This is a genomic window from Flavobacterium sp. EDS (genome assembly GCF_020991525.1).
GTDB lineage: Bacteria > Bacteroidota > Bacteroidia > Flavobacteriales > Flavobacteriaceae > Flavobacterium.
Window position 1 is genome coordinate 1 of the sequence record NZ_JAJMOZ010000002.1, and the last position, 12,816, is coordinate 12,816.

Consider the following 12,816-nt stretch of genomic DNA (forward strand, 5'->3'; position numbering starts at 1 on the left):
GTAGCTTAAGATAGTAAAGATAGCTTTTTTCATATATATATTGTTTTGAATAAACAATAGTAATGCTTTTTTAAGAAATCATGTGTTAATTTTTATAAATTAACACAAAAAGACTACAAAAAAGCTTCTGAGAGATCAGAAGCTTTTTTGTTTTGAATTGATTACAACAGACATGCATTATTTATGTCTTCTGATTTCTATTCATAAATTTATAAATAAGAGGGATAATAATGATGAGCCAGATTAGTGTTGAAAGACCAAGAAATGTATCTCCTAAGGTTTTATATCCTAGTAATTTAATTAATGTTCCTGCTATTATTCCAATGACCGATATAAATAATATTTTTTTGTTTTTCTTTCCCATTGATACATTATTTATTGGTTTTATAGATTCAATTTTGGTTTAGGCTCTAGAGTTAAATAATATTATTTAAAAATAGGAATTCTCAGGGTATTAAAATAGAAATGTGGATTTAATGATAAAATTGTTATTATAGATAATATTTGTATTGTGTTTTATCGTTGTGGACACGGAAAGTATTTCTGCGCGATCGCATTATTTTTTTTCTATGGGATAGAAATACAAATGAAACCAATAATTTTTCTGAGTTATTTTTATATAATTTAATTCTAACAGCCAATACCTCCCATCCCAATTTCCATTAAGGAACTCATCCTCTTTTAAATATCCTTTACCGTCATTATCAACGCCATAATTTTCTACAAAAGTTTTAACAAGTTTTTCTACTTCAATAAAAGCAATTTGAAAATGTTTCGATGGTAAATCTTTGCATAAAACAAAACCTCCTATATTTTCTTCAACCTTATTTATGCTTAAGATTATTTTATTAAAAAAATTAAAAAAGTAATAGTTTGTAAATTGTGTTAATGAAATCATTTTTTCATCTTCATACTCTAAATGAAATAAATCACGCTGTCCTAATGCTTTTGAAATAGTCTCAAAATGATCTGAAACTTTGTCAAAATTCAGATACAGCTTATAGTAATCTACAAATTCGTCTGGCCTTAAGACTTTTGTGGAAATCTCTAGCTTTTCATAAACGGCTTTTGTTTTTTTAAAGTTTTTTGTATCATTTGTAATATAAAAATCACTTAAAGTTGCAAAAGCAGTATGTGAAGCGTCTTCAGACGTATTTCTGAAGGTATTTTTTTCTTTATTAGTTACCTTTATCTTATCGGAATTAAATCCATGTAAATCAAGTAAAATATATTCGTTTGTAATTTCGTCAAACCATACAGGTGCATTTTTACCTTGTTCTACATAGTTATTTTTATAATCAGATAAGCCATTATTCTTATATGTTGTTTCAATAAGGTCAAAAGGATTTTTATCTGGATTAAAATGGGCACTATTTATCCCGATACTTTGCACAATTGCTCTTAAATCTTTCACTCCTTCTCTTTCATTCAAATTTTGATACATTACACCAAAGCTTTTAAAAAATCCATCCATTGTGAGATCAGTTTCTAATCCTGGAAATAATTTATTCATAACTTCTGCACCCTCTGGAGTTTTATACATATCTTTAAAGGCAGAATCAATATCGATACCTTTTATTAGTTCTTTAACAGATTCTAAAATTTGCTTTAATGACTCGTCTTGGTCATTTGTATCAAATAGATTATCTATACTTAAATTATCCGTGAGTTTATTGCTTTGAATTTGATCTTCAAATAATTCTCTAGGGATCATATAATCGAAATAGACTTTTTCCCCACTATTTGCTAAACACAAATTACCTGTAAGATTAGTTATAAAGTCTAAATCCTGTTGTATTATATCTTGTTGTTCTTGATCATCTCTATTGCTTGCTAAAATATCTCCTATGTGTGAAGTAGAATACATTAATTTAAATTTTTCCTTATTGCTAAAGATTTCTTGCAGTTCCGAAAAATAGCCATTTTTCATTCCAGACATAACATTCCAATCAATATAAACTTTTATCAAATTTTTAAATATTTTTAATTAGTTCTCGAATTTTCGTCTTAAATAACAAAGTAAAATTAATAATGATTAAATTTAGTTAATATTAATTACTTTCTTTTACGGTTTTCCATATTTAAGGTGAGAGTGCAGATTTTTTTTTGTTACCTATAAACTTTATATCCAGGAAGTTGTATTTCTAGCCCTGATAGAAGGGAAAATCCTTTTTTATTGTTTTTCTCAATAAAAAAGATTGGAATGATAGCAAGTCCCGATAGCTATCGGGATAACTCCTTAAAAAAAAATATTTAGAGAATAAAATGTTTTTTGATTGTCGTGTTGCTAGCGGGGCTTCGACTCCGCTCAGCCTGACAAGTTTGTGGTTGTTTTGCGTGTAAACTTGTATATAGATAATTTTTGTTTCTGCCCAATCTTGTCACCCTAACGCAGGAAGGGTCTCCGCAAGAAATTAACGCAAAGTTTTTCTTGATTGTCGAGTTACTTGCGGAGATTTCTCATTCTTCGAAATGACAAACGGGACGCAAAAAAAACTTTCTTTACTCCACATCCAAATAAGGATCTAAAGCTTCGGCTAATTTATTGAGCCAATAAAAATTATCTTCAATAGTTCTTATTTGAGACTCTGTTGTTTCGCATCTTCTCATTGAGCATAAAGAGAGCGCATAATTTACTTGACGTATTAATTTTGCCATTTCTTCGGGTTCAATAGCATTATTGAAAAAATTTATTAGTCTGATTTCTGTTTCTTTATTAAAGCCTTCCATAGTCATTGTTTTATTTTTTTGATTCATCAAATATAATAAATTGTAGGCAAATTTGCCTATGTGAACAAAATAAATCTTATCACTTTTGAAATATGAATATTTCAGAAGAAACTTTTATTGTTAATCTTGGAATTCACATAAGGCAATTACGTGAAAAGAAAGGCTTGTCCCAGCAAGGTTTAGCAGACGACTGTAATGTTACCAAATCCCAAATAGCACGAATAGAAGTTGCTAAAATAAATACTGGTGTAAAAACTCTTGTGAAAATCGCGAATGCTCTAGATGTTGAGCCTAAAGAATTACTTGATTTCTCCATAAAATAGAAAAGGGTAGGGGTTTAAAACAGCAAAATAACTGTTTGATCGAAACTATTATGCATAAAAAAAAGACCTCAATTGAGGTCTTTTTTCGTATTTTAAATATTGATTTTATGCTTCTTCTTTTGGTTCTGGGAACATTACTGAAAGAATAACAGATATTACTAAAACACCAGCAATAACAATTAATGAGTACATTGATTCTATGTGATAGAATGGTGAGATAATCATCTTAACCCCAATAAAAGCAAGAATTATTGCCAAACCATATTGTAATTTACTAAACAAATGAATGAAATTATCAAGTAAGAAGAATAATGCTCTTAGTCCTAAAATTGCAAAAATGTTTGATGTATAAAGAATAAACGGATCACTTGAGATTGCAAAAATCGCTGGGATTGAATCTACTGCAAAAAGTAAATCTGTAAATTCTATAACTGCTACTACAACTAAAAGAGGTGTTGCTAGTTTTTTTCCGTTTTCGTATGTAAAGAATTTATCTCCATCGTACTTATCGCTTACGCTAAAGAATTTTCTAATTAATTTGGCTCCTCTTGTATTGTTGTAATCTTCGTCTTCGTCCTCATTTCCTGCAGACCATGATTTTATTCCAGCATAAACTAAGAACAATCCAAAGGCTGTCATGATTAAGTTAATGTCGTATTTAAATCCTTCTACACCAACTAGGCTTAAAAGTTTATTTAAATAAGTTAATTCGATTAAAAAAGCTCCAGAGAATATAAATATAGCTCTTAGGACCAATGCTCCAATAATACCCCAAAATAAGACTTTGTGTTTGTTGGTATTTGGTACATCAAAAAACTTGAATACAAGTATAAAAACAAAAAGGTTGTCTACAGAAAGTGCTTTCTCGATCCAATACGCTGATTGAAATTCGTAAAATTTAGCAGAACCTGCGTAATAGTAAACTAAACCACTAAAACCCATTGCTAAACTGATCCAAACTAATGACCAGGAAATAGCTTCTTTATTGCTTACGACATGACTTTTTTTGTTGAAAATTCCTAAATCTAGTAATAGCATGATTACTACTGCGATTGCAAAAATTGCTATTAATCCAGGATGTTCGGAGAAAATGGGATGTTCGTTCATTTGTTGTTTATTAAATTAATTTTTGTTTTTAATTGTTTTTATTTATTAGCCATTGTAATTACGATTACTCTTCCTCCTTCTTCTCTCGAGAGGAGTAGTTTTTTTCCATCAGTAAGCTCTACCATTGTACCGATTGGAATTTCTTTGTCTTCTGTTAAATCTTTTAAATTGGTTAGTTTCTGATTGACTAATACCCATTTATCATCATGAAATGTAAAATATCCCACAGGTATTTTCTGCTCTGCGGTTAGTTTTTCATTTCTGGCAATATTACGATTAACGTGCCATTGAAACAAGTATTGATCGTTATAAACCATTAATCTATGATTTTCGGGTTTCCATACCGATTCTTGGGCTTGATAGTAAAGGTCTAAAACAGGAAGTGTCCCTTTGTGGGATGTTCCACAAAATGGGCATCTTGGTGTGTTTGTATTGTCAAAAACATACCATTTTTGCTCGCAGGATGTGTTATGACATTTCTGCATTAAATCGGATGTTTTCAGCAACGCTATTTCCCATTCTTCTGCCGTTGGTCTTTGCATCGGATTGTGTAATCCATCTATAAATACTTTATCGAATAATGTTTTTAGATACGGCCCCGTAATCGTGTAGGGTAGTTTGGTGATATCTGCCCAAGGCAAATCCCATTTTGATACTTGATTAAGTTTTGGTCTATTTGCATTGTCTGTAGGATGTTCTATAAACATTGCTTTTTCGCCCATAGACAATAAATCATCTTTTTCGGTGTCTAAATCATGAACTTTACCTCCCTTTAATGGATGACGATGTAATAGAAACATATAAATAAGCACAGGCAAAGCATGCAGATCTGTTAATCTGTTTGGTAATTTTCTGTTTGGGTCTGTTTTATTTAGATGTTTAGTTGCTAGTACTTCGGGAGCAATAAATTCGGCAGTGCCTATTACTTCTGCCTGAAATAATCCTGGAACTACTAATCCGTCTAGATCAATCATGCAGGCAGATTTTTCGATAGGATCTATTAGTACATTATTGTATGATAAATCAGAATGCGCCAATCCCATGGCATGCATTTTTTTTACTCCCCGAGTTAAATTAACCGAAACCTGAAAGTAACTTAACCAATCTCCTAACTCTGAATTTGCAACTCTAAGCGGAAATTGTGGGTTCCTGAATTTGGGTCCAGCAAACCATTTTCCATTTTTTTCTTTTCCTTGAATTAAATCGCTTGTTGCGTATCCTTTTTTGAAGAAGAATTTTGAATTGTAAACGGGAACAATTATTCCAGTTAGATTATTATATTCGATAACATCTGTTGGCCATCTAAAAACTTCATTTAAATAATAATCGCCTGCTTCCTTGTTTTGAATTTGTGGCAAATAATAATTAGTTATTTTTTGGAGTCTTTCCTTTTGATTAAAGTCTAATTTATCTCTAAAAATAGCAACTACATATTTTTTATCAGGACTAAAATATACATCTTTTACACCACCACGCATTGGTTCACCATTATCAACAAATTGATATGATTTTGTGTGGTCATTAATTGATTTTACGGTAACTATACTCATGATTTAGTAAATTATAGCTAGGGTTCTGTCATCGTGATTTCCTGGACTCCAAAAATCCATCCACGCCGAAAGTTGGTTTGCAATTTCGGTATTTTCCGGATTAAAATCGACCTTATGGCCATCTTCGTTATTTCCTTGCAAATCTCCTAAAAATTCGTTCCACTTTGTTATTTTTTCTAAATTAACTTCAACAATAAATTTAGGGTCGTAAATTCCATCTGTCATTAACATCAAATAAGAGAAATCATCAACTAATTTGAAACCAAATCGGGACGAGAACCTGTCACTTTGAAATATTTCTGGCATGGTAACAAATCTGGTTCCTCCACCAAATTCTCCAACATCTAGCCAGTTCATTAGTTTTATTTCGGTTAAATCTTTATTTAATAAACCAATAGGACAATCGCCAACTCCAAAGGTTAGTATGGCGTACCCGAAATCATATTTTTTGACTAACGTAAATATTAAAGTCGAATGAAAATCTTTAAGCTCTTTTTCATTTTGTATTGCAAACTCCTCTATTTTTTTATGTGTATAGTGGGCTCCCTTTGACAAGGTATTATAAACAAAGTGGCTTATTTTTTTTGATGTGCTTTCATCTGATTTGTTATAATGATTTAAAAGTGTCTCATCAAACTCTTTTAAATATTCTAGGGTTAAATTTTGTTCAAAATATTCAATCACTAAATCGCAGGCCAATTTAGATCCTTGTCTTGATAAATTTGCTGAACCAGCACCATCTGAAACTGCCAGCACGCACCAACCTGTTTCATTGATGTTTTTAAAAGCATAATCATCATCTCTAAAGGAGCCAACATTTGCATGACTTCTTCCTCTTTTAGAAGCTATAACAATGTTTTTGTCTAAAAATTTTCCCGAAAAAGCAATGTTGTCTTCTTTCCAGAAAGGATCCGTTTTGTTGCTTTCAATGTTTTTCCACAACGATTTTGGATCAGGATTTATAATTACTGTAATTGTTTTTTCATTTAGTGTTGAATTTTCTTCCTCTCCTTCAACTCTGAATAGTAGTTTTATTTTTAAATCACCACTTATTTTTGGATTTCCATGAAGTAACTTTTCAGTATCGTTAAAAGAAAGTCCAGTATCGTCTAAGTTTTTAATTTCTGAATAAACAATATCGTTCCAGCCTAATTTAATAAAGTCAATTTCTGATTCATAATTTTTGTTCACCGTACCGTTTGGTAATAATACCGATTGTTGAATAATGTCATCAATTCTAGTTTTTAGCATCCAGTTTGCCATAATCATCTGTTGATTTTCTTTAATTATTTTTACGGATTCAATGTTTGTTTCATTTGCAATAAAATCATCAAATAGAGAATGTTTGCTTGTTGGAACTTCAATTTTATTTTGTGATAAAAAAGCTTGGACATATTTTTTTGTTTCTTCCATGAAAAAATTATCCTTGCGTTCTGTTTACATCAAAACCACCTTCGCCACTAGCGCCATAAGTTCCTTGATTGTTACACCACGGACAAGTACTTATGTCCTCGTCACCAATACAATGTATTTTGCTACAAACACAAACGGCAAACGCTATCTGATTGCCACAACAAGGACATGTTGGACCTCCTATGAGTTCATCGGTATTTACTTTATTGCTAAAATTAGTGGTGTCTGCTAGTTCAAAATAAGAATTGTCAACTTGATATGCTCCAACCAGCTTGTAGTTTTTAGACGATAATTCGATACCGGCATAAATTGACGGAGCAATTGTTTTGCGGTATTTCATCAAATAAGGTCTTTTGGTATTTTGACATTTTCCGTTTAACACCACAAAATTATCATCTACATACTGACGATTTGGTTCTGATTTTGTTAAATCTATTTTTGAAAGTGTTTCTCCATCTAATTTTGCTAATTCGAATCCTGTCGAGTTGCTTTCGACACTTATACTACTTGTCTTTATAGAATCTGTAACCCATTTAAAGAATTCTTTATAGGATTGAACATTTGTGTTTTTAAAGTGTAAAACGTTCTCTGTTAATTCACCCAACAGGTTCGTGTCTGTTTCGTTTCCAAAAGAAATTGCAATTAGATTAGCCGTTTTTTGCCAATTAAGTTTCCATTCATTAATCGCCGCTTTACTATCATCTGTAGGAACTCCATCTGTAAATAAAAATACAATTGGTTTCCAATCGCCTTTCATTTCATAAGTAGTCTTAACGATATTTGTTCTCAATTCATGCATTAAATGCCCCAATCCTTTGCTTAATGAGGTTCCGCTACCAATTGGGAATTTAGGAGGGTAAAAACTAACTATTTCTTGTAAAGGGACCAATGTTTTAGGTTGTCCAGCAAAAACGATGATAGAAACAAATACAGTTTCTAGAGCATGAGGGTCCGTTTTTAAAGCTTGAATGATTGTAGCTAACCCCTCTTCAACTTGTTGAATAGGTTCTCCTACCATTGATTCGGATATATCAATTAAAAAATATATAGGTAATCTTCTCATTTTAAAGGAAATTTAGTAGCATTAAAAAAATAATTAAAAGTACAATTTGTGTCATATCAACTGATAATCCAATACCAACTTGAAAAGGTTTTACGATGGTTCTCAAAAAATTAAATATTGGCGAAAATATACTATTGAAGAAGTCAAAAACCTTTTTGTATTGTGGACTTAATTTATCTTTATAAGGGAGCAACTTTGAATATAAAAATAAACCAATTATTAGGATTTGGATGAAAAGTTTGATAAGTGTCATTTTGATAGGGTAGTTATTAATTCATTTGCAATTTGCTTAAAAACTTCTTCTTCTGTATTTTTTGTTTTAATCCCATAAACAGAGATACAATTATTGGACTCCATATAATTAATGGAAAAAGTAGCCCCGTAACATTTATTTATATCTGTAAAAGGAATAGCATGCATTGCTTTTATATAAATGCAGTTCTTGCGTGTTATAATATCTCTTATGTATAAATGCTCTTTTTGATAATTATCGATCAAAAGTTGTTCTATCTTCTTAATTGTAAAATCATTTACTATTATTGATTGATAACATACAACAAGACTATCTATATTCATGAGTTCTAATCTTTCGGTTGAGTTTAAAACTATTGAGTCTATGTCTGGTTCTCCTTCATGATAGGCGTTATCTGCATATTTTGCTACATCAATAATCGAAGTTGAAAGTTTAAATATTATATCTATCATTTAAAGAAAAATTAAATTACGATAGTTATTTCGCTTGGCGGTGGAGGCAAAGCGACACTTTCTCCTGTTCCCTGACTTTTATTGCCTTGTTCGATAGTTTCAGAAACCCATTTAAAAAATTGTTTCAGAGTTGAGCTATCTGTAGAGTCTAAATGAACGACATTATCTGTTAGTTCTTTTAAAATATCGTCGTTGGCCATATGACCAGCTGCACAACCAACAATTGCTCCAAAATTCAGGTTTTTAATTTCGGGTGTTTTTTGTCTATAAAGTTGTATGTCTGATGGTTTTCCGTCTGTGAATACAAAGAGTAACGGTTTCCAATCTCCTTTTTGAGTTGGTGAGCCTTTTATAACATCTGTTTTTACTTTTTCAATTATAAACTCAAGTCCTGCTCCAGTATTTGTTGGTCCACTTTGGGGGCAGGTTATCTCTGGAAGCTGAAAGTTTACTAACTCTGTTAAGGGAGTAATTTCTTTTACTTCTCTATCAAAAGTTATAATACTGATCCAAAGCGAATCTAAAGCTTGTGCGTCTGAACGCAACGTGTTAATCATGCCACTCAAAGCATTATTTAATGCCTGAATTGGTTCTCCATACATTGAACCGGAAGTGTCTAATAAAAAATATACTGGTAGTCTTCTCATCGTATTTTTTGCAAAAAATGATTTAATAATTGTATTACTAAATTTGTTCTACGTTTATTTTATGTAGAAACACTTGTCTGTATTATATGATTCTGTTTGGCTCAAGAAGACTCTAAAAATCTTTTTTTAGATGTATTTCGAGAGTAGGAATTTAAACTACAATATTAAGTTCTGATGGAGGAGGAGGTAATTCTTTGAAATTTGTAATTTCCTTTCCTGAATCTTCTAGTTTTGTTGAACTTACGCCAATAGAAGCTGTTACCCACTGAAAGAATTTACCAATGGTTGCAGTGTCTGCTGTATCTAAACTAACTACATTATCTGTAATTTTCTTTAAGACATTAGTATCTGCACCATTTCCTGCAGCACATGCTACTGTAAAAGCGACTTTTGATTTTTTAAATTCATTTAAGCCATTTTCCCAGTTATCTGTAGGGATTCCATCTGTCATGATAAAAACTAAAGGCTTCCAATCTCCCTTTTGTTCAGTAGTTGTTTTTTGAACTTCAGTTTCTATTTTATGAGCGACTAATCTTAAAGCTTCTCCTAAAGCTGTAACTCCTGTTGCTTTAATGTCTACCATCTGAAAAGAGGCTAAATCTGTTAGTGGCACAATTTGTTGAGCTGTACTATCAAAAGTGATTATGCTTAAAAATGCGGTTTCAATAGCTTGAGGATTTTGACGCAAAGAACTAATCATTATCTGAACGCCATTCTTTACAGCTTCAATTGGCTCTCCTGACATTGAACCTGAAGTATCTAGCAATAAGTATACGGGAAGTCTTCTCATTTTTTTCTTTTAAGGGATGAAATAGTATTGGGTATTGTATGTGTTTGTATTTGCCTTTTGTTTATTAAGTGATTATAAAGAGCCCCAATAATAGGAATGGGGCTCATGAGAAAAATTTTCCACTAACCAATTAATAAAGTTATCACAACATAATTAAAGTGTATTATTGATCTTGTCTCATTTGATGAGCGAAGACTCAATTTTTTTACAATTTTAATTATGGAATGCGCTTGTACGCAAATAATGCATTTTCGTACTCTAAAATACTAGATTTTATTATAGGTATGATTGTACAATCTTGTGAACTGTTTGTCCTAAGAAAGTATCTTCTGTAGGATCTCCAATTGCACTAAATTTCCATTCATTATTTCGTTTGTAAAGTTTCCCCATAATTATTGAACGCTTGTTTACATATTGTCTATCAGCAGAGACATTATATGAAGCAAACTCTGAAACTACTCTTGTTGGAGTACCTTCGTACATTCTGATTTTTGCATAAGGGATTTGAGAAAAATCTTCATTTCCTGCATTGTTCAAGAAGAAAAATATTTGGTTAACTTTTGAATCTACTTTTGATAAATCGACAGTTATAATTTCATTATCTAATCCATCATCACCACCTGTATCTCCAGCAAGATCATCACCTGTATGTTTTAGAGCGCCATCAACACTTAATAATTTACCTTTTGGTAAACCAAATTGTTGTAATGCTTCAATTCTGTATAAAGGAGAATATAAATGGTCACAAAGTTTGTTTTGGTCATCAATAAGAATACAACTCAAATCTAAGTCTACATCTTTTACATTTTTTGATAATCCGAGGAATCCTTTTGTTTCAATTGCTCCCCAGTTTACACCAACGCAGAAATTTGTTAATGTTTCACCACTTGATTTTCTTAGATCAATTTTTTGTCCTTTGGTTAAGTTAATTGCCATGTTTTTTTAGTGTTTCTTGTTAATTGTATTTATTTATATAATCTTGTAAACCACCTTTCATTCCTACGCCAACAGCTTCAAATTTCCACTCGTCGTTTCTTTTGTAAATTCTTCCAAATTCAACAGCAGTTTCTATGGAGAAATCTTCGTCTAATTCGTATTTAACTAATTCTACATTCGATTGATCTAGAATTCGGATAAATGAATTTCTTATTTGACCAAAGTTTTGTCTTTTTGTATCTGCATGATGAATAGTAACTACAAATGAAATTTCAGAAACTTCTGGAGCAATTTTTGATAAATCAATTTGTATTTTTTCATCATCTCCATCACCATCACCAGTTAAATTATCTCCAGTATGCACTACTGCCTGATCTGGTGATTTTAGATTGTTATAATATACAAAGTGGTTGTCAGAAGGAAGTTTGCCATTAGCACCAACTAAAAAGACTGATGCATCTAAGTCAAAACCTTCTCCAGTACTACTAGAATTACTATCCCATCCTAATCCAACAGTAAATTTTGGTGCATCGATACTTTGTCTTTGCCCTTTTTCTAAATTAATTGCCATTTTATTCTTTTAATTAATATTAATGTTTAACATTGTTTTTAAAATATTTGTTTGTTCATCCACATTCTGCAAATCATCTAGGAAATCAACAGAAGAGATCTTGTCTAAGTAATCTTTTAATACTTCCTGAACAGTTTCTGGAAGTATTGATTTGATTGTACTAAGCTCTAAATTCAAATCTGCATTTTTAGTTGTTAGTTGAATTACAATTTCTTCTTTTGCAGAATTATTTTTCGATAAATCTATTCCTTGAGAATTTTCACTATTTAAAAAATAGAAAGATTTATCATTGGCAACATAAATAAATTTGTCATTAGAATCTCTAAATTCGTAGACTTCAATTGTCTCGTTATTACAAACTAATCCACACAAAAATTTAATTTTGAACTTTAGAATGTTTAATCTGCCTAATAATTTTTTTTCAAATTTCGCAAATGAGTTTTCATACAAGCTTTTGTTGTAGCGAGTGAGCTGTTCATATTGATCAATACTTATTTCTCTGTAATATTCAGATTGAACGCTTTCAGAAAAAATCGTAATCTCATTCCAATTAAATAAAGCAGATTTATCAGCTACAAATATGTTGTATAATTCCTCAATCTTTTTAGACATATTTTGCGAATGAACCCGCATTTGATTCGTAAACTTAGTTTCTTCTATTTCTGATTTTAGTTTTGAAATAATGTCATCATTAATATATATTTCATCTGAAATTAAAAGATAGTTTTGTTCTTTTGATTTCTTGATTTTTTGAAACAAATCAATGAGGCTGTTAGTAAACTGTATGTGAAATAGTTCTAATTTATTAATGTCTAATGAACGGTTGTTTTGAAAAAGAGTATGGATTATTTTTGTTTTTATTAAGGTACCAACAAGATCCTTGTGATTAAAGAAATTGGATAACAATTCTAAAATCACAAGTTTTCTGTTACTATCTTTTATTATTTGAACGAACCGTTCCTCTTCCTCTTGCATTTGTTG

Annotated in this window: 13 protein-coding genes; 1 reads left to right on the forward strand and 12 read right to left on the reverse strand. The window is 31.0% G+C overall.

Features of this window, described 5'->3' with window-relative positions:
* Window positions 1–556 precede the first annotated feature (556 nt).
* Together LPB87_RS03065 and LPB87_RS03070 are read right to left on the reverse strand one after the other, a co-directional pair.
* Window positions 557–1,969 carry a hypothetical protein gene (locus tag LPB87_RS03065; protein WP_230604925.1) on the reverse strand — a complete coding sequence of 471 codons (1,413 nt, stop codon included), beginning with the start codon at window positions 1,967–1,969 and terminating at the stop codon, window positions 557–559.
* 533 nt (window positions 1,970–2,502) lie between these two features.
* On the reverse strand, window positions 2,503–2,730 hold the full coding sequence (locus tag LPB87_RS03070; protein WP_347348930.1) for a hypothetical protein: 228 nt from the start codon (window positions 2,728–2,730) through the stop codon (window positions 2,503–2,505).
* Window positions 2,731–2,822: 92 nt separating this feature from the next.
* Here LPB87_RS03070 and LPB87_RS03075 point away from each other — a divergent pair, with 92 nt between their 5' ends.
* The gene (locus LPB87_RS03075; RefSeq protein WP_230604926.1) at window positions 2,823–3,053 is read left to right on the forward strand and encodes a helix-turn-helix transcriptional regulator; all 231 of its coding nucleotides are present in this window, start codon (window positions 2,823–2,825) and stop codon (window positions 3,051–3,053) included.
* A 105-nt stretch (window positions 3,054–3,158) separates the two neighbouring features.
* Here the strand turns inward: LPB87_RS03075 and LPB87_RS03080 are convergent, their stop codons facing one another.
* The 10 genes from LPB87_RS03080 to LPB87_RS03130 form a co-directional block, all read right to left on the reverse strand.
* Entirely contained in the window at window positions 3,159–4,160 is a 1,002-nt protein-coding gene (locus LPB87_RS03080; protein ID WP_230604927.1) for a TerC/Alx family metal homeostasis membrane protein, read from the reverse strand.
* A 38-nt stretch (window positions 4,161–4,198) separates the two neighbouring features.
* Window positions 4,199–5,710 (reverse strand): kinase, encoded by a 1,512-nt coding sequence (locus tag LPB87_RS03085; protein ID WP_129539995.1) that lies wholly within the window; start codon window positions 5,708–5,710, stop codon window positions 4,199–4,201.
* A 3-nt stretch (window positions 5,711–5,713) separates the two neighbouring features.
* Window positions 5,714–7,123: a PP2C family serine/threonine-protein phosphatase gene (locus LPB87_RS03090; protein ID WP_230604928.1), complete on the reverse strand. Its 1,410-nt coding sequence runs from the start codon at window positions 7,121–7,123 to the stop codon at window positions 5,714–5,716.
* A gap of 7 nt (window positions 7,124–7,130) precedes the next feature.
* The gene (locus LPB87_RS03095) at window positions 7,131–8,186 is read right to left on the reverse strand and encodes a TerY-C metal binding domain-containing protein (RefSeq protein WP_129539994.1); all 1,056 of its coding nucleotides are present in this window, start codon (window positions 8,184–8,186) and stop codon (window positions 7,131–7,133) included.
* A 249-nt stretch (window positions 8,187–8,435) separates the two neighbouring features.
* On the reverse strand, window positions 8,436–8,891 hold the full coding sequence (locus tag LPB87_RS03105; RefSeq protein ID WP_230604930.1) for a hypothetical protein: 456 nt from the start codon (window positions 8,889–8,891) through the stop codon (window positions 8,436–8,438).
* A gap of 11 nt (window positions 8,892–8,902) precedes the next feature.
* Window positions 8,903–9,538, reverse strand: coding sequence for a VWA domain-containing protein (locus LPB87_RS03110; RefSeq protein ID WP_129539991.1), 636 nt, complete (start codon window positions 9,536–9,538; stop codon window positions 8,903–8,905).
* Between the two features lie 151 nt (window positions 9,539–9,689).
* A complete protein-coding gene (locus LPB87_RS03115) occupies window positions 9,690–10,328 on the reverse strand; it encodes a VWA domain-containing protein (RefSeq protein WP_129539990.1) in 639 nt (212 codons plus the stop codon).
* Window positions 10,329–10,604: 276 nt separating this feature from the next.
* Window positions 10,605–11,264 carry a TerD family protein gene (locus LPB87_RS03120; RefSeq protein WP_129539989.1) on the reverse strand — a complete coding sequence of 220 codons (660 nt, stop codon included), beginning with the start codon at window positions 11,262–11,264 and terminating at the stop codon, window positions 10,605–10,607.
* Between the two features lie 19 nt (window positions 11,265–11,283).
* Complete coding sequence (locus tag LPB87_RS03125; RefSeq protein ID WP_129539988.1) at window positions 11,284–11,835, reverse strand: TerD family protein; 552 nt, start codon at window positions 11,833–11,835, stop codon at window positions 11,284–11,286.
* A 9-nt stretch (window positions 11,836–11,844) separates the two neighbouring features.
* The gene (locus LPB87_RS03130) at window positions 11,845–12,810 is read right to left on the reverse strand and encodes a hypothetical protein (protein WP_129539987.1); all 966 of its coding nucleotides are present in this window, start codon (window positions 12,808–12,810) and stop codon (window positions 11,845–11,847) included.
* Window positions 12,811–12,816: the final 6 nt, after the last annotated feature.

Coding starts and splice junctions, on each gene's coding strand:
- LPB87_RS03070 (WP_347348930.1), bottom strand. CDS start 2,730: ATGGAAGGCTTTAATAAAGAAACAGAAATCAGACTAATAAATTTTTTC.
- LPB87_RS03075 (WP_230604926.1), top strand. CDS start 2,823: ATGAATATTTCAGAAGAAACTTTTATTGTTAATCTTGGAATTCACATA.
- LPB87_RS03080 (WP_230604927.1), bottom strand. CDS start 4,160: ATGAACGAACATCCCATTTTCTCCGAACATCCTGGATTAATAGCAATT.
- LPB87_RS03085 (WP_129539995.1), bottom strand. CDS start 5,710: ATGAGTATAGTTACCGTAAAATCAATTAATGACCACACAAAATCATAT.
- LPB87_RS03090 (WP_230604928.1), bottom strand. CDS start 7,123: ATGGAAGAAACAAAAAAATATGTCCAAGCTTTTTTATCACAAAATAAA.
- LPB87_RS03095 (WP_129539994.1), bottom strand. CDS start 8,186: ATGAGAAGATTACCTATATATTTTTTAATTGATATATCCGAATCAATG.
- LPB87_RS03105 (WP_230604930.1), bottom strand. CDS start 8,891: ATGATAGATATAATATTTAAACTTTCAACTTCGATTATTGATGTAGCA.
- LPB87_RS03110 (WP_129539991.1), bottom strand. CDS start 9,538: ATGAGAAGACTACCAGTATATTTTTTATTAGACACTTCCGGTTCAATG.
- LPB87_RS03115 (WP_129539990.1), bottom strand. CDS start 10,328: ATGAGAAGACTTCCCGTATACTTATTGCTAGATACTTCAGGTTCAATG.
- LPB87_RS03120 (WP_129539989.1), bottom strand. CDS start 11,264: ATGGCAATTAACTTAACCAAAGGACAAAAAATTGATCTAAGAAAATCA.
- LPB87_RS03125 (WP_129539988.1), bottom strand. CDS start 11,835: ATGGCAATTAATTTAGAAAAAGGGCAAAGACAAAGTATCGATGCACCA.
- LPB87_RS03130 (WP_129539987.1), bottom strand. CDS start 12,810: ATGCAAGAGGAAGAGGAACGGTTCGTTCAAATAATAAAAGATAGTAAC.